Source organism: Saccharothrix tamanrassetensis (assembly GCF_014203665.1).
GTDB lineage: Bacteria > Actinomycetota > Actinomycetes > Mycobacteriales > Pseudonocardiaceae > Actinosynnema > Actinosynnema tamanrassetense.
On sequence record NZ_JACHJN010000003.1, the window covers coordinates 410,992 to 425,489 of the forward strand.

The following is a 14,498-nucleotide window of genomic DNA, read 5'->3' on the forward strand; positions in this document are numbered from 1 at the left end:
AACGGGACGGCCGCGAGTGCTCCTGGCACTCGCGGCCGTCCGCTCAACACCAGGCTCGGGCACCTCCAGCGGCCCGGCAGCACCCGGGTGCTGGAGCAGGGCGCGACCGGCGTGGACGTGCGCCGCAGCGTGCTGCCGTCCGGCCTGCGGGTGATCACCGAGCAGATCCCCGGCGTGCGGTCGGCGTCGGTCGGGCTGTGGGTGCAGGTCGGCTCGCGCGACGAGCGGGCCGAGGTCGCGGGCGCCGCGCACTACCTGGAGCACCTGCTGTTCAAGGGCACCGCGAACCGCACGGCGGCGGACATCGCCGAGGAGATCGACGCGGTGGGCGGCGAGCTGAACGCGTTCACCGCCAAGGAGCACACCTGCTACTACGCGCACGTGCTGGACGAGGACCTGCCGCTGGCGCTGGACCTGGTGTGCGACGTGGTGTTCGAGGCCCTGTGCGAGCAGCGCGACTTCGAGACCGAACGCGGTGTCGTGCTGGAAGAGATCGCCATGCGCGACGACGACCCGGAAGACCTGCTGCACGACGCGTTCCTGGACGCGATGCTCGGCGAGCACCCGCTGGGGCGTTCCGTGCTGGGCACCGAGAAGTCCATCCGGGACATGGACCGCGCGGCTCTGTTCGGGTTCTACAAGCGCCGCTACACGCTGCCCCGGATGGTGCTGGCGGTGGCGGGCAACGTGGACCACAACCACGTGATGCGGTTGGCGCGCAAGCAGATCGGCGCACGGCTGGGTCGCACCGGCTCGCCGGTCGCGCCGCGGGTGGGCCGTGCCCGGATCCCCGCCGCGCGGAAGCTGGTGCTGCACACCGACGACACCGAGCAGGCGCACCTGATGCTGGGCGTGCGGGCGCTGGACCGGCACGACGAGCGCCGGTTCGCGCTGAACGTGCTGAACGCGGCACTGGGCGGTGGCATGAGTTCCCGGCTGTTCCAGGAGGTCCGGGAACGGCGCGGGCTGGCGTACCAGGTGTACTCGTCGGTGGGCCTGTACGCGGACACCGGCACGTGGTCGGTGTACGCGGGCTGCCAGCCGGACCGGCTCGGCGACGTGGCCGGCGTGGTGCGCGAGGTGCTCTCCGTGGTGGCGTCGGGAGGTCTGTCCGACGCGGAGGTCGCGCGCGGCAAGGGCCAGCTGCGCGGCGGTCTGGTGCTGGGCCTGGAGGACACCAGTTCGCGCATGTCGCGGATCGGCAAGGGCGAGCTGAACTACGGCGACTACCTGTCCGTGGAGCAGACCTTGGCGCGCATCGACGAGGTCACCGCGGACGACGTGGCCGCGCTGGCCCGCGAGCTGCTGCGACGTCCCGTCGCCGCCGCCGTGGTCGGCCCTTACGCTCACGCCGACGACTTGCCGCCCGAGGTGCACGAGGTGATCTCTTGACTCAGCGTTCTCCCGAGCCCCCGCTCGACCCGGCGGGCCGGTCTCCCGCCGAACCGGTCCGCGTGGGCGTGATCGGCGCGCGTGGCCGCATGGGCGCGGAGGTCGTCCGCGCCGTGGAAGCGGCCGAGGACATGGAAGTCGTCGCCATGGTGGACGCGGGTGACTGGCTGTTCAACCTGTCCGACGCGGGCGCGGAGGTCGTGGTCGACTTCACCAGCCCCGAGGTCGTGATGGACAACATCCGGTTCTGCGTGGACAACGACATCCACGCGGTGGTCGGCACGTCCGGCTTCGACGCGCAGCGGCTGTCGACGGTCGCGGAGTGGCTGGAGCCCAAGCCGGCGCTGGGCGTGCTGGTGGCCCCGAACTTCGCCATCGGCGCGGTGCTGTCGATGCGGTTCGCCGAGCTGGCGGCCCGCTACTACGACTCGGCCGAGGTCATCGAGCTGCACCACCCGCGCAAGGTGGACGCCCCGTCCGGCACGGCCGCGCACACCGCCCGGCTGATCTCGCAGGCCCGGGAGGCGGCCGGCATGTCGGCGATGCCCGACGCGACCACCCAGGAGGCGCCGGGTGCGCGTGGCGCGCTGGTGGGCGACGTGCGGGTGCACTCGCTGCGGGTGGCGGGCCTGATCGCGCACCAGGAGGTCGTGTTCGGCACCGAGGGCGAGACGCTGACCCTGCGGCACGACTCGCTGGACCGCAAGTCGTTCATGCCGGGCGTGCTGCTGGCGGTGCGCTCGATCTCCGCCCACCCCGGTCTGTCGGTGGGGCTCGACAAGTACATGGACCTGTGAAGACCCGCACCACCGCGTTCCTGATCACCGCTGCGCTCGCGGTGTACTTCGTGCTGCTCGGCGGGCGGGCGGTAATCCTGCTCGGCACCGGCGACCCGGTCGGCATCGGCCTGGGCGTCGGTGTGCTGGTGCTGCCGCTGATCGGGGCGTGGATCGCGTGGACGAACCTGCGGTTCGGGTTCGTCACCGAGCGGATGGCCCGGCAGCTCGCGGACGAGGGTCGGTTGTCGGACACGTCGGAGCTGCCGCGCCGGCCGTCGGGGCGGGTGGACCGGGAGGCCGCGGACGCCTGGTTCGACCGGCGGCGGGCCGAGGTGGAGGCCGCGCCGGAGGACTGGCGGCACTGGTTCCTGCTGGCCCAGGCCTACGACCTGGCGGGGGACCGGGGCCGGGCGCGGGAGACCATGCGGAAGGCGATCGAGCTATTCCAAGCGTCGAAGAATCACGTGTGAAGCATTCGAGTGAGACACAGTTCATCCGGTATTAACAGCCTCCTGCCTTGGATTGTCCGGTAGCACGCCGATACCGTGGAGCTGTGTCGAACACCTGCCAGAATCTGCGGCTCACCATCGCCTTCCTGGTCATCGTCACCGCGTTCGGCGCGGCCCTCGCCCTCGGCTAGGCGATACGCCTCACTCGTCCGGGTGGATCCGGGTGCCTCGACTGCTCCGTTCGGGTACTCGGACGGGCATGGACCGAACAGCGGTGGACCTCCTGTACGACTGCGACCTGCTCGACCGGTACGGCGAGCGCATCGGCCCGGTGGCGGAGTTGTGGCTGGACGACGGCCGTCCGCTGTGGGCGGCGGTGCGCACCGACGACGCCACCACCCTCGTGCCCATCCGGGGTGCGCAGGTGCGTGACCGCAGGCTGGTCGTGCCGGTCGCCAAGCAGGAGATCGAAGAAGCGCCCAGGGTCGGCGCGGAACTGTCCGAAGTGGAGCACGTCGAGCTGCACGACCACTACGGGCTCACCGTGCCGGCGCAACGCCTCGTGCGGCACGAGCGCGGTTAGTGCAGCAGCCAGCCCGTCATCAGGGCCGGTGACGCGGCGAGCACGCTGAACCGGGCGAACCGGCCGATCATCCCGGTGGTGATGAACAGCCACGACGACATGCCCGCGAGCCCGGCCAGCACCGTGGTGAACATGAACGGCGGCACGCCCACCACGGAGCTCACCGCGTGCGTGCCGAACATCCAGTGCGGGTGCCGGTGGCAGCGGTCGCGCACCCGCTCCAGGCGGGTCTTCCACCTGGCCCGGAACGGGGTCAGCGGCTTCGCCCGCTTCTCCTCGCGCTTCAGCCACGCCGGCAGGTGCCAGTCGCCGCGCGCGGCCAGGAAGTAGAACATCTTGCCCAGCACCTGGCCCACCGCCACGGCCAGCCCGATCCACCACCACGAGATGTGCGGTTGCTGCGTGACGAGGCCGATGACGAAGACCTCGATGCTGATGAGGGGGATGATCGCGGACCCGAACGCCACTCCGAACGTCAGGCCGAGCCACCCCAGCAGTGCCCACACCCGTTCGAGGCTAGCAACCGCTCAGGCCTCCAGCAGTAGGGTCAACCCCCCGGAAACCCTGATTTCGCGCAATGGCCGGCCGCCGGCGTCCAGCGTCCGCACCGTGCCGTCGCTCTCCCACCCGGCCTTCCCGTAGAAGCCGCCGGAAGCCTTGTCCGCCTCCGGGATCCACGCGATCCCACGCGTGTTCCCGTTGTCCCGCAACGCTTGCGCGGCGGTCGCCAGCAACCGCCCGCCGTGGCCCCGCCGACCCCACCGGGGCTCGACCAGGACGCTGAGCAGCGCGGTGGTCGCGGCGTCCGCGGGCAGGGTGCCGTCGGCGCGGGCCACCTCCGCCTCGGGCGCTCGCCCGGCCACGCAGAACCCGACCAGGAACGAGCCCTCCGTGGCGACGAACACCTGCCCGTCCGCCACGGCTTCGGCCCAGGCCTGGGTGGTGTCGCCCAAGCCCGCCAGCACTTCCTCCGGCAGCAGGTGCCGGTACGCGGTGCGCCAGGTCTCCCGGTGGATCCGGGCGATGTCCGGCACGTCATCGGAATTCGCGGTGCGCACAGCGGCGTCGGCCATGGTGGGCACCCTAGTGGCCGAAACCCACGTGATCCGGACGGGTGTCCCGTGAAAGCGTGGGTGGTATGCGTTGGGCTGCGTTGGGCGTCGTGTACGTGGTGTGGGGCTCCACGTACCTCGGGATCCGGTTCTCCATCGAGACCATGCCCCCGCTGCTGTCGGCGGGTGCGCGGTTCGTGACGGCCGGTCTGATCCTCGCGCTGTTCTTACGCGGCCGGATGCGCATGACGTGGCCCCAGTTCGGGACCGCCGTGTTGATCGGCCTGCTGCTGCCCGCGTGGGGCAACGGTCTCGTGGTGGTGGCGCAGCAGTCCGTGCCGTCGGGGCTCGCGGCGCTCCTGGTCGCGTCCGTGCCGCTGTACGTCGTGCTGCTCCGCCGCATCGGCGGTGATCGGCCCCCTGTCGTCACGTACGCGGGCGTGGTGCTCGGCATGGTCGGGTTGGCCGTGCTGCTGCTGGACGACGTGGGCGGTTCGACGTGGTGGGGGCCGTGGCTGGTGCTGTTGGCGGCGTTCGGGTGGGCGCTGGGGTCGTACCTGAGCGGACGTCTGCCTTCCGCCGACCCGTTCGCGATGTCGGCGGTGGAGATGGTCACCGGTGGGGTCGCGTTGACGTTGGTCGGCGTGTTCGCCGGGGAGCACGTGGTGCTGTCCGAGGTGTCTGCGTCGTCGTGGTGGGCTTGGGGCTACCTGGTGGTGTTCGGGTCGCTGCTGGCGTTCAGCGCGTACGTGTACGTGCTGGGGCAGTTGCCCGTGTCGACGGTGGCGACCTACGCGTACGTCAACCCGGTGATCGCCGTGGTGCTGGGCCTGTGGCTGGCGGGGGAGCGGTTCGGCCCGTTCCAACTGGTCGGCGGTCTGCTGGTGGTCCTGGCGGTGGTCCTGGTGGTCCGGGCGGAGCGGAATTGTCGTACCTGAGTGGGAGTATCCGACCGTGCAGAAGATGAGCGCAGACGTCGCCCGCCGGATCGCGCTGGGCGCCCAGGGGTTCGCCGACCCGCGGCCGGCCGCGCCGCCGACCAGGCGGCACCTCCAGCGGGTGTTGTCGCGCATCCGGCTGCTCCAGCTCGACTCGGTCAACGTCGCCGTGCGCGCGCACTACATGCCGGTGTTCAGCCGGCTCGGGGCCTATGCGCCGTCGCTGGTGGACGACGCCGCGTGGTCGCACAGCTCCCGCAAGCCCCGGCTGCTGGTCGAGTACTGGGCGCACGAGGCCAGCCTGGTGCCCGTGGAGGACTGGCCGCTGTTCCACTCGGGTGCGAAGAGGCGCGGCTGGTGGCACAACCACGCGGCGACCGCCGAACGCGAGCCGCAGCTGGTGGAGGACATCCTGGCGGTGGTGAAGGAACTGGGTCCGGTGGGGGCGGGCGCGATCGAGAAGGCACTGGCCGGGGGCGGTCCCCGCAACAAGGACCACTGGGGCTGGAACTGGTCCGAGGTCAAGACGATCTGCGAGTACCTGTTCGGTGCGGGCGCGTTGACGACCGGTACCCGCCGGGGCTTCGAACGCCTCTACGACCTCACCGAACGCGTGCTGCCGCCCGAGGTCCTGGCCCGTCGCGTGTCCGCCGAGGAAGGCGCCCGCGAACTGGTGACCCGTGCGGCCACCGCGCTGGGCGTGGCCACCGAGCCGGACCTGCGCGACTACTACCGCTTGGCGCCGGCGCGCAGCCAACAGGCGGTCCGGGAACTGGTGGAGGAGGGCGTCCTGGAACCGGTCCAGGTCCACGGCTGGCCGGCCCCGGCGTACCGGCACGTCGACGCGCGGGTTCCCCGGACCGTCACCGGCCGGGCGCTGCTGTGCCCGTTCGACCCGCTGATCTGGGAGCGTGCCAGGACCGAGCGGATCTTCGACTTCCACTACCGCATCGAGATCTACGTCCCGGAAGCGAAGCGGGTGCACGGCTACTACGTCTTCCCGTTCCTGCTGGACGGTCGGCTGGTCGGCCGCGTCGACCTGAAGGCCGACCGCGCGGCAGGTGTGCTGCGGGTGCAGTCGGCCCACTCGGAGCCGGACACCGACCACGGTCGGGTCGCGGTGGAGCTGGCCGCCGAGTTGCGCCACATGGCCGACTGGCTGGGACTGGAAGCGGTCCAGGTCACCCCGCGCGGCGACCTGGCGCCCGCGTTGCAGGCGGTGGTGCGCTGACGGCGGCGGCTGAGCCCCGCGGCGCGCGCGTCGGCGGTGCGCACGCCGCAGGTGCCCGGTCAGCTGATGGCCGGTCGTTGGTGGCCGGTCAGCTGCTGCTTGCTCAGTTGCCGCTCGGTCAGTTTCTGCTCGGTCAGCTGGTAGCCGGTCGTTGGTGGCCGGTCAGCTGGTGGAGGCGGTCACCAGCGCGTTGCCGGTGCCGGTCCGACCGGTGACGAACAGGTTCGTCCCGCCCTCCGGCGGGGTGTCGGAGACCGCGAGTTCGCTGCGGGCCGTGCCGGAGGTGGACACGAGGTCGACCTGCGCCGCCACCCCGGGCCGTACGCCGACCCGAACGTCACCCGATCCGGTACCCAGCTGCAGGCGGCCCGACGCCGCGTCGGCGACCGTGACGTCACCGCCACCGGTGCGCACCTGCACGTCGTTCTGCACCGCGCCGAGCCACACGTCACCGGTTCCGGTGTAGAGCACGGTGTTGCCGCCGACGGACGACACCTCGATGTCCCCGCTGCCCGTCTTCGCCCGCAGACCACCCAGCATCGGCCCCAGGCGGACCTTGCCCGACCCGGAGTTGACCTGCGACGACGCGTCCGCCCGGTCGGCGGTGACGTCTCCGGTGCCGGTCTGGATCTCCAGCCGGCCGGCCGCGCCCGTCACGGTCACGTCGGCCGCGCCGGACTTCGTGATCACGTGCGACCCGCTCGGCGCGCGCACCGTCACGCCCAACGCCACCGCCCGCAGCGGCAGCGACTTGGACGACTGGATCCGCAACCGCTGCCCGGTCAGCTCCACCCGCGCGTCGCGCACCGCCTCGGCCGGCCCGCCCGGCTGCCCGCGTCCCGCGCCGAACTGGTCGTTCACCCAGCTCAGCAGGTTGTTCAGGCCCGCCGTCCAGGACTCGCCCGCGGACGCGTCGTGCCGGACCTCCACGTGCACGCCCGGCTCGTCCACGAGGTGCACCTGCACCCGCCCGGTGAGCAGGGCGACGTCGATCTCGACCACGCCCTCCACCTCGAAGCTCTGCTGCCGGACGACCTGCTCCGTCTCCACCGTCTCCCCCTCCATCAGCCCTGCACCCAGCCCCGGACGCGGGAGCCGTCGTCCTTGGACGGCTTCGAGGTGGGCTCGTGGTGGCCCTTGTGGTGGCCGCGACGCCCGCCCACCGCGCCCTGCACGGCCTGGGCGACGAACGTGTTGAGCGACAGCCCCTGGGCCGCCGCGGCCTGCTCGGCCTTCGACTTGAGCTCGTCCAGCAGCCGCAGCGTGATGCGGGTGGCGTCACCGGCGGTCGGCCGGGGAACTCCCGCCGGCTCCGGTTCGTGGTCCTCACGGGAGGGCGCAGCGCCGGACACCACCACCTGGACGTCCCGGCCGTCCAACCTGACCTCGACGACCTGGCCGTCGAGCGCCACGGTCACCTCCGCGGCCAGGTCGGACAGTGCGTTCATGAGAGCCAGCCGGGCGGCGGGCTCCAGCGCGGCGGACAGCACAGCCGCGGTGCGCCGGGTGTTGTCGTCCCCGGCGGACGCGGCTGTCGCGAGGTCCTCGCGCAGTTGTGCGATGTACGGCGACAGATCCATGACACCACCATGGCGTCAGAACTGACATCAGTCAAGTGTCACGCTGACGCCATGCCGTGTCGAGCAATCGCGAAGGGCGTCGAACACGCCCAGCGGACACCTCTGAGTCGCCCGTACAACGACGCGAAACGGAGCCTTCCGAGAGCGGAGGCGTCATCCGGTCGCCCCCCGTCGGACATGGCGATTCGACGCTGTGGCACGGCTCGGGCACGCTGCGCAGCACCGCAGTGGCACGTAGGGCCGAACAGCGGATCGGTTAGGGTTCCGGCCATGGCTGAGACGGTGTCGCCGAAGGTGCAGTTGATCGCGAAGACGGAGTTCTTCCCCCCGGACGAGGTCCCGTGGTCCACCGACGCCGACGGCGGCGAGGCGCTCGCCGAGTTCGCCGGTCGCGCCTGCTACCAGTCGTGGACCAAGCCGAACCCGGCCACGGCCACCAACGCCGGCTACATCAAGCACATCATCGAGGTCGGCCACCTGTCCGTGCTGGAGCACGGCTCGGTCAGCTTCTACCTGACCGGCATCTCGCGGTCGCTCACGCACGAGCTGATCCGGCACCGCCACTTCTCGTACTCGCAGCTCTCGCAGCGGTACGTGCCCGAGCGGAACGCCGCCATGGTCGAGCCGGACGTCATCGCGAACGACCCCGAGCTGCACGAGAAGTTCGTCCGGGCCGCGCAGGCCAGCGTGGAAGCGTACAACGAGCTGCTCAAGGGCCTGGAGGAGAAGTTCTCCGACGTCCCGAGCGCCACCCTGCGCCGCAAGCAGGCCCGTCAGGCGGCCCGCGCGATCCTGCCGAACGCCACCGAGACCCGCATCGTGGTCACCGGCAACTACCGCGCGTGGCGGCACTTCATCGCCATGCGCGCCACCGAGCACGCCGACGTGGAGATCCGCGCCCTCGCCGTCGAGTGCCTGCGCCAGCTCCAGAAGGCCGCGGCCAACGTGTTCGCCGACTTCACCGTCTCCACGCTGCCCGACGGCACCGAGGTCGCCACCAGCCCGCTGGTCACCGAAGGCTGAGCGTGAAGCGACTGATCGTCGACGTCCGGCCGGGGGAGTACACCGTCGCGCGGCTCGCCGCCGACGCCCCCGTTCCGGCCGGGCTGCTCGACCACGCCCTGGTGTCGGTCACCCGCACGCCCGACGAGCTGTCCGTCGTGTGCCCGAGCGAGCACGCCCCGGACACCGACACCGCCCAGGCGGGCTGGCGGCTGCTGACCGTGCGCGGACCGCTGGAGTTCACGCTGACCGGGATCATGGCGGCGCTGTCCGGCGAGCTGGCCGCGGCCGGCGTGAGCCTGTTCGCGCTGTCCACCTACGACACCGACCACCTGCTGGTGAAGGCCACCGACCTGGGCCGTGCGGTGACCGCGCTGAGCGCCTCCGGGCACGAGGTCCACCTACCCCCGTGAGGCCGCGTCGGGAGGCCGTGCCTGATTTCCCGACGATCACGCTCTTCGATCGCCGGGAAATCAGGCACGGCCTGCCGACTTCCAGGCGGCCGAGCCCGAGCCGCCGGAGGCGGCTCAATCCAATTCAGTGAAACCAAGCGGTCTTCCGGGTGGTCTGAAGTAGCGTTCCGCCGTCCACGGCTGAGGAGTACGACGGTGACTGGTCCACAAGGTGTGAGCGCCCAGCCTCGGGTGATCGCGGGCAGGTACACGCTGCTCGGCGAACTCGGCCGAGGCGGCATGGGGGTGGTCTGGCGCGCCCAGGACACCGTGATCGGCCGCCAGGTCGCGATCAAGGAGCTGCACCTGCCCGACGGCATCGCGCACGAGGAGCGCCGGGTGCTGGAGGAACGGGTGCTGCGCGAGGCGCGCACCGCGGGCCGGCTCAACGATCCCGGCGTGGTCACCGTGTTCGACGTGGTCGCCGAGCACGGCATGACCTACATCGTGATGGAACTCGTGGAAGCCGCCACGCTGTCCACGATCATCGCCCAGGGCGGCCCGCTGCCGCAGGACCGGGTGATCGCCGTCGCGGTGCAGGCGCTGTCCGCGCTGGACACCGCCCACCAGGCCGGGATCGTGCACCGCGACGTGAAGCCCGGCAACCTGATGGTGCAGCCCAACGGCCGCGTCAAGCTCACCGACTTCGGCATCGCCCAGGCCGTGGACGACCCCCGGCTGACCACCAGCGGCAGCCTGATCGGCTCGCCCGCGTACATGTCGCCGGAACGCATCCACGGCCACGAGGCGTCGCCCGCGTCCGACCTGTGGGCGCTGGGTGCCACGCTCTGCTACGCCGTGGAGGGCGCGAACCCCTACGAGCGCTCCACCACCGCGTCCACCCTGCACGCGATCATGAACGAGATGCCCCGGCTGACCAGGGCGCACGGCGTGCTGGCCGCGGTGATCACCGGCCTGATGATGCCCGATCCGAACGCCCGGCTCACCGGCCCGCAGGCGCGCGCCATGCTGGAACGCGCCGCCGCCCACCCCACCCCGCCGCAGGGCTTCGCCGGACCGCCCCCGACCATGCAGTACCGCGCGCAGCCTCCGCAGCAGCGCAAGCCGTGGCTGAAAGGCCTGATCACGGCCGGCGTCGCGGTGGGCGCGGTGTTGTTCTTCCTGGGCGGCGTCATGGTCGACCGGTGGCTGTTCACCGACAAGCCGCCGGCCGCGATGGCGCCGACGGTCACCTTCGGCGGCGGCGGTCAGCTGCCCGAGTTCAGGCTGGGCGTGAACCAGTGCGGTGACGACTTCCTGGCCGACTCGGTGCGGGTGGGGAGCGCGGACTGCGACGAAGAGCACAACATCGAGGTGTTCGCGCAGGCCGACGCGTTCGGCTCGCTGACCTCCGTGCCCTACCCCGGTGAGCAGGTCCTGCGCGGGTTCGCCGAGGACTACTGCACGCTGGTGTTCCAGTCCTCGCGGGTGCCGCTGGAGTCCAAGGGCACCACGCTGCGGTACGCGGCGGTCGTCCCCACCCAGGACGAGTGGAGGCAGGACTACGCCGCGTCCAAGGGCACCAGGGAGATCGCCTGCGTGCTGTGGAACAAGGACCGCGCGCTGCTCAACGACCAAGTCTACGCCGAGAAGTAGCCCGGACCCGGAAGTAGCCTGGGGGCATGGGTGTCGCACAGGACGAACGCAGGCTGCTGACCGGGCTGTTCGCCGAGGTGGGGCCGGACGCGCCCACCCTGTGCGACCCGTGGCGGACCAGGGACCTCGCCGCGCACCTCGTGCTGCGGGAACGCCGCCCGGACGCCGCGGCGGGCATCCTGGTCAAGCCGCTCGCCCGCCACACGCGCAAGGTCCAGGACGGCTACGCCGCCAAGCCGTGGCCCGAACTGGTCGCGCTGGTGCGCGGCGGACCGCCTCGGTGGTCGCCCTACGCGCTGCTGGACGAGCTGGTGAACAGCGTCGAGTACTTCGTGCACCACGAGGACGTCCGGCGCGCCCGGGACGACTGGCGGCCGCGTTCGCCGGACCCGCGGCGCGACGCCGTGCTGTGGAAGGGGCTGCGCACCGCGGCCAGGCTCACCTACCGCCGCAGCCCGGTGGGCGTGGTGCTGCGCCGCCCCGACGGCGGGTCGGTCACGGCAAAGACCGGGCCGAACCCCGTCGTGCTGACCGGGCAGGTCTCGGAATTGCTGGTGCACGCGTTCGGCCGCGATCGCGCCGAGGTGGAATACGACGGCGACCGGGACGCCGTCCGGGCGGTGAGAACGCTGGACCGGAGCATGTGAAAACCGGCCCATCACGGACCGCGTGCAGGTCAGGCGGTAGCGTTTGGCCATGACCGGATGCCCTACCGCCTCGCCCGGCCGCCCCTTCGGCCGGGTGCTCACCGCCATGGTGACCCCGTTCGACGCCTCCGGGGCGTTGGACCTGGACAAGGCGCAGCACCTCGCGAAGCACCTGGTCGAGCTCGGCAACGACGGTCTCGTGGTGAACGGAACCACCGGTGAGAGCCCGACCACCACCGACGCCGAAAAGGTGGACCTGATCCGCGCCGTGGTCCAGGCCGTCGGCGACCGCGCGACCGTGGTCAGCGGCGCCGGCACCTACGACACCGCGCACAGCGTCGAACTGGCCAAGCAGTCCGAGGCGGCCGGCGCGCACGGCCTGCTGCTGGTCACCCCGTACTACTCGCGGCCCACGCAGGCGGGCGTCGAAGCGCACTTCCGCACCGTCGCGGACGCCGTCGGCGTGCCGGTGATGCTCTACGACATCCCGCCCCGCACGGTGATCCCGATCGAGGTGGACACGCTGCTGCGGCTCGCCGAGCACCCGCGGGTCGTCGCGGTGAAGGACGCCAAGGGCGACCTGCTCGCGGGCAGCAAGGTGCTCGCGGCGACCGACCTGGCCTACTACTCCGGCGACGACCCGCTGAACCTGCCGTGGCTGTCGGTCGGCGCGGTCGGCTTCGTCAGCGTCCTGGCGCACATCGCCGCCGACCGGATGCGCGAGATGCTGGACGCGTTCGAGGCGGGCGACGTGGCCCGGGCGACCGCGATCCACCAGGACCTGCTGCCGCTGCTGCGGCCGTTCAACCGGATGCCCGGCGTCACCTACGCCAAGGCGGCGCTGCGTTTGAGGGGCGTCGACGTGGGCGACCCGAGACTGCCGCTGGTACCCGCATCAACCGAGGACATCGAGGCCGTCACGGCCGAACTGGGAGTCAACGCGTGATCAACCCGAGCCCACCCCCGCCCGCACTGCCCGACGGAGGTCTGCGCGTCGTCGCACTGGGCGGTATCGGCGAGGTCGGCCGCAACATGACCGTGTTCGAGCACGCCGGACGGCTGCTGGTGGTGGATTGCGGGGTGCTGTTCCCCGAGGACGACCAGCCCGGCGTGGACCTGATCCTGCCGGACTTCCGGGCCATCGAGGACCGCCTGGACGACATCGACGCGCTGGTGCTGACCCACGGTCACGAGGACCACATCGGCGCGGTGCCGTTCCTGCTCAAGCTGCGCCCGGACCTGCCCGTGGTGGGGTCGCGGTTCACCCTGGCGCTGCTCGCGGCCAAGTGCAAGGAGCACCGGCAGAACCCGACGCTGGTCGAGATCTCCGACGGGGAGCACCGCGCGTTCGGGCCGTACGAGCTGGAGTTCTTCGCGGTCAACCACTCCATCCCGGACGCGGTGGCGGTCGCCATCCGCACGTCGGCCGGGCTGGTGCTGCACACCGGCGACATCAAGCTGGACCAGCTGCCGCTGGACGGCCGGCTGACCGACCTGGCGGGCTTCTCCCGGCTGGGCGACGAGGGCGTGGACCTGTTCCTGGTCGACTCCACCAACGCCGAGGTGCCGGGGTTCGTGTCGCCGGAGCGGGAGATCGGCCCGGTGCTGGAGAACGTGATCCGCAAGGCCAACCAGCGGGTCATCGTGGCCTGCTTCGCCTCGCACGTGCACCGCGTGCAACAGGTGCTGGACGTGGCCGTGCAGTACAACCGGCGGGTGGCGCTGGTCGGCCGTTCCATGGTCCGCAACATGGGCATCGCCGCCGAGCTGGGTTTCCTGAAGGTGCCGGACGGGCTGTTCGTGGACCTGCACGAGGCCATGGACATGCCGGAGAACGAGGTGCTGTTCGTGTCGACCGGCTCGCAGGGCGAGCCGCTGTCGGCGCTGTCCCGGATGGCGCGCGGTGAGCACCGGCAGATCTCCATCCAGGCGGGCGACACCATCGTGCTGGCGTCGTCGCTGATCCCCGGCAACGAGAACGCGGTGTTCGGCGTGGTCAACGGCCTGGCCCGGCTCGGTGCCACGGTGATCCACCAGGGCAACGCCAAGGTGCACGTGTCCGGTCACTCGCCGGCCGGTGAGCTGCTGTTCCTCTACAACGCCGTGCGGCCGTCCAACGTCATGCCGGTGCACGGCGAGTGGCGTCACCTGCGGGCGAACGCGGCGCTGGCGGTCGCGACGGGCGTGGCGGAGGAACGGGTCGTGATCGCCGAGGACGGCGTGGTGGTGGACCTGGTCGACGGCAAGGCGGCCATCAGCGGCCGGGTCGAGGTGGGCCACGTGTACGTCGACGGCCTCTCGGTCGGCGACGTCGGCGAGTCCACCCTGTCCGACCGGCTCGTGCTGGGGGAGGGCGGTTTCATCGCCATCACGGTGGCGGTGGACTCCAACTCCGGCCGCGCGGTGGCGCCGCCCACGGTGTCCGGACGGGGCTTCTCCGACGACCCGAAGGCGCTGGACCAGGCCATCTCCCTGGTGGAGATGGAACTGTCGCGCACCGAGGCCGAGGGCATCACCGACTCGCACCGCATCGCCCAGGCCGTGCGCCGGGTGGTCGGCCGGTGGGTCGCCGAAACCTACCGCCGCCGCCCGATGATCGTCCCGACGATCATCCCGGTGTGACCCGCACCTGATCAGCGGTTCCCCCGACGACCGCGTCCGCGCCCGGCCACACCAGCCGGGCCCGGACGCGGTCGCCTACGGTGAACGCGGCGAGCGCGTTCTCCGCAGCGCTCAGGCGCAGTCGCACGCGGCCGGTCATGCGGCTCGCCGCCCTGGACACCAGTTCGGAGGACTG

The 14,498-nt window shown here is 71.5% G+C and carries 17 protein-coding genes; 12 read left to right on the forward strand and 5 right to left on the reverse strand.

The genetic code is table 11. The annotated features are described in order from the left end of the window. Positions 1 to 87 precede the first annotated feature (87 nt). From FHS29_RS11065 to FHS29_RS11080, 4 genes are all read left to right on the forward strand, one after another. Positions 88 to 1,392 (forward strand): M16 family metallopeptidase, encoded by a 1,305-nt coding sequence (locus tag FHS29_RS11065; protein WP_184690854.1) that lies wholly within the window; start codon positions 88 to 90, stop codon positions 1,390 to 1,392. Continuing rightward, positions 1,389 to 2,189, forward strand: coding sequence for a 4-hydroxy-tetrahydrodipicolinate reductase (gene dapB / locus FHS29_RS11070; protein WP_184690483.1), 801 nt, complete (start codon positions 1,389 to 1,391; stop codon positions 2,187 to 2,189). The genes FHS29_RS11065 and dapB overlap by 4 nt, the downstream gene beginning before the upstream one ends. After that, positions 2,186 to 2,641 (forward strand): tetratricopeptide repeat protein, encoded by a 456-nt coding sequence (locus FHS29_RS11075; protein WP_184690484.1) that lies wholly within the window; start codon positions 2,186 to 2,188, stop codon positions 2,639 to 2,641. The genes dapB and FHS29_RS11075 overlap by 4 nt, the downstream gene beginning before the upstream one ends. A gap of 238 nt (positions 2,642 to 2,879) precedes the next feature. Continuing rightward, the gene (locus tag FHS29_RS11080; protein ID WP_184690485.1) at positions 2,880 to 3,203 is read left to right on the forward strand and encodes a PRC-barrel domain-containing protein; all 324 of its coding nucleotides are present in this window, start codon (positions 2,880 to 2,882) and stop codon (positions 3,201 to 3,203) included. Here FHS29_RS11080 and FHS29_RS11085 read toward each other — a convergent pair. Both FHS29_RS11085 and FHS29_RS11090 read right to left on the reverse strand, forming a co-directional pair. Beyond that, positions 3,200 to 3,700 carry a YqaA family protein gene (locus tag FHS29_RS11085; RefSeq protein ID WP_184690855.1) on the reverse strand — a complete coding sequence of 167 codons (501 nt, stop codon included), beginning with the start codon at positions 3,698 to 3,700 and terminating at the stop codon, positions 3,200 to 3,202. The two genes, FHS29_RS11080 and FHS29_RS11085, sit on opposite strands and share 4 nt — an antisense overlap. A 30-nt stretch (positions 3,701 to 3,730) precedes the next feature. Continuing rightward, positions 3,731 to 4,276 (reverse strand): GNAT family N-acetyltransferase, encoded by a 546-nt coding sequence (locus FHS29_RS11090; RefSeq protein WP_184690486.1) that lies wholly within the window; start codon positions 4,274 to 4,276, stop codon positions 3,731 to 3,733. 65 nt (positions 4,277 to 4,341) lie between these two features. Here FHS29_RS11090 and FHS29_RS11095 point away from each other — a divergent pair, with 65 nt between their 5' ends. Further along, positions 4,342 to 5,193, forward strand: a complete 852-nt coding sequence (locus FHS29_RS11095; RefSeq protein WP_184690487.1) for an EamA family transporter — start codon at positions 4,342 to 4,344, stop codon at positions 5,191 to 5,193. Between the two features lie 25 nt (positions 5,194 to 5,218). Next, positions 5,219 to 6,424 carry a winged helix-turn-helix domain-containing protein gene (locus FHS29_RS11100; RefSeq protein WP_184690488.1) on the forward strand — a complete coding sequence of 402 codons (1,206 nt, stop codon included), beginning with the start codon at positions 5,219 to 5,221 and terminating at the stop codon, positions 6,422 to 6,424. Positions 6,425 to 6,586: 162 nt separating this feature from the next. Here the strand turns inward: FHS29_RS11100 and FHS29_RS11105 are convergent, their stop codons facing one another. After that, on the reverse strand, positions 6,587 to 7,489 hold the full coding sequence (locus tag FHS29_RS11105; protein WP_184690489.1) for a DUF4097 family beta strand repeat-containing protein: 903 nt from the start codon (positions 7,487 to 7,489) through the stop codon (positions 6,587 to 6,589). Beyond that, positions 7,489 to 8,004, reverse strand: coding sequence for a toxin-antitoxin system HicB family antitoxin (locus FHS29_RS11110; protein WP_184690490.1), 516 nt, complete (start codon positions 8,002 to 8,004; stop codon positions 7,489 to 7,491). Before FHS29_RS11110 ends, FHS29_RS11105 begins: the two co-directional genes overlap by 1 nt. Before the next feature lie 270 nt (positions 8,005 to 8,274). Between FHS29_RS11110 and thyX the strand changes: the two genes are divergently transcribed. From thyX to FHS29_RS11140, 6 genes are all read left to right on the forward strand, one after another. Next, positions 8,275 to 9,027 carry an FAD-dependent thymidylate synthase gene (gene thyX / locus FHS29_RS11115; protein ID WP_184690491.1) on the forward strand — a complete coding sequence of 251 codons (753 nt, stop codon included), beginning with the start codon at positions 8,275 to 8,277 and terminating at the stop codon, positions 9,025 to 9,027. Positions 9,028 to 9,029: 2 nt separating this feature from the next. Next, positions 9,030 to 9,419, forward strand: a complete 390-nt coding sequence (locus FHS29_RS11120; protein ID WP_184690492.1) for an ACT domain-containing protein — start codon at positions 9,030 to 9,032, stop codon at positions 9,417 to 9,419. Between the two features lie 195 nt (positions 9,420 to 9,614). Next, positions 9,615 to 11,054, forward strand: a complete 1,440-nt coding sequence (locus FHS29_RS11125; protein WP_184690493.1) for a serine/threonine-protein kinase — start codon at positions 9,615 to 9,617, stop codon at positions 11,052 to 11,054. Between the two features lie 26 nt (positions 11,055 to 11,080). Continuing rightward, complete coding sequence (locus tag FHS29_RS11130) at positions 11,081 to 11,701, forward strand: TIGR03085 family metal-binding protein (protein WP_184690494.1); 621 nt, start codon at positions 11,081 to 11,083, stop codon at positions 11,699 to 11,701. A gap of 49 nt (positions 11,702 to 11,750) precedes the next feature. After that, on the forward strand, positions 11,751 to 12,647 hold the full coding sequence (gene dapA, locus FHS29_RS11135) for a 4-hydroxy-tetrahydrodipicolinate synthase (RefSeq protein ID WP_184690495.1): 897 nt from the start codon (positions 11,751 to 11,753) through the stop codon (positions 12,645 to 12,647). Then, the gene (locus FHS29_RS11140; RefSeq protein WP_184690496.1) at positions 12,644 to 14,323 is read left to right on the forward strand and encodes a ribonuclease J; all 1,680 of its coding nucleotides are present in this window, start codon (positions 12,644 to 12,646) and stop codon (positions 14,321 to 14,323) included. Before dapA ends, FHS29_RS11140 begins: the two co-directional genes overlap by 4 nt. Here the strand turns inward: FHS29_RS11140 and FHS29_RS11145 are convergent. Beyond that, positions 14,310 to 14,462 carry a hypothetical protein gene (locus FHS29_RS11145; protein WP_184690497.1) on the reverse strand — a complete coding sequence of 51 codons (153 nt, stop codon included), beginning with the start codon at positions 14,460 to 14,462 and terminating at the stop codon, positions 14,310 to 14,312. The two genes, FHS29_RS11140 and FHS29_RS11145, sit on opposite strands and share 14 nt — an antisense overlap. Positions 14,463 to 14,498: the final 36 nt, after the last annotated feature.

Excerpts from the sequence above, each read along its gene's own strand:
- FHS29_RS11080 (WP_184690485.1), top strand. The coding sequence starts at position 2,880 with ATGGACCGAACAGCGGTGGACCTCCTGTACGACTGCGACCTGCTCGAC.
- FHS29_RS11090 (WP_184690486.1), bottom strand. The coding sequence starts at position 4,276 with ATGGCCGACGCCGCTGTGCGCACCGCGAATTCCGATGACGTGCCGGAC.
- FHS29_RS11095 (WP_184690487.1), top strand. The coding sequence starts at position 4,342 with ATGCGTTGGGCTGCGTTGGGCGTCGTGTACGTGGTGTGGGGCTCCACG.
- FHS29_RS11100 (WP_184690488.1), top strand. The coding sequence starts at position 5,219 with ATGAGCGCAGACGTCGCCCGCCGGATCGCGCTGGGCGCCCAGGGGTTC.
- FHS29_RS11105 (WP_184690489.1), bottom strand. The coding sequence starts at position 7,489 with ATGGAGGGGGAGACGGTGGAGACGGAGCAGGTCGTCCGGCAGCAGAGC.
- FHS29_RS11110 (WP_184690490.1), bottom strand. The coding sequence starts at position 8,004 with ATGGATCTGTCGCCGTACATCGCACAACTGCGCGAGGACCTCGCGACA.
- thyX (WP_184690491.1), top strand. The coding sequence starts at position 8,275 with ATGGCTGAGACGGTGTCGCCGAAGGTGCAGTTGATCGCGAAGACGGAG.
- FHS29_RS11130 (WP_184690494.1), top strand. The coding sequence starts at position 11,081 with ATGGGTGTCGCACAGGACGAACGCAGGCTGCTGACCGGGCTGTTCGCC.
- dapA (WP_184690495.1), top strand. The coding sequence starts at position 11,751 with ATGACCGGATGCCCTACCGCCTCGCCCGGCCGCCCCTTCGGCCGGGTG.
- FHS29_RS11145 (WP_184690497.1), bottom strand. The coding sequence starts at position 14,462 with ATGACCGGCCGCGTGCGACTGCGCCTGAGCGCTGCGGAGAACGCGCTC.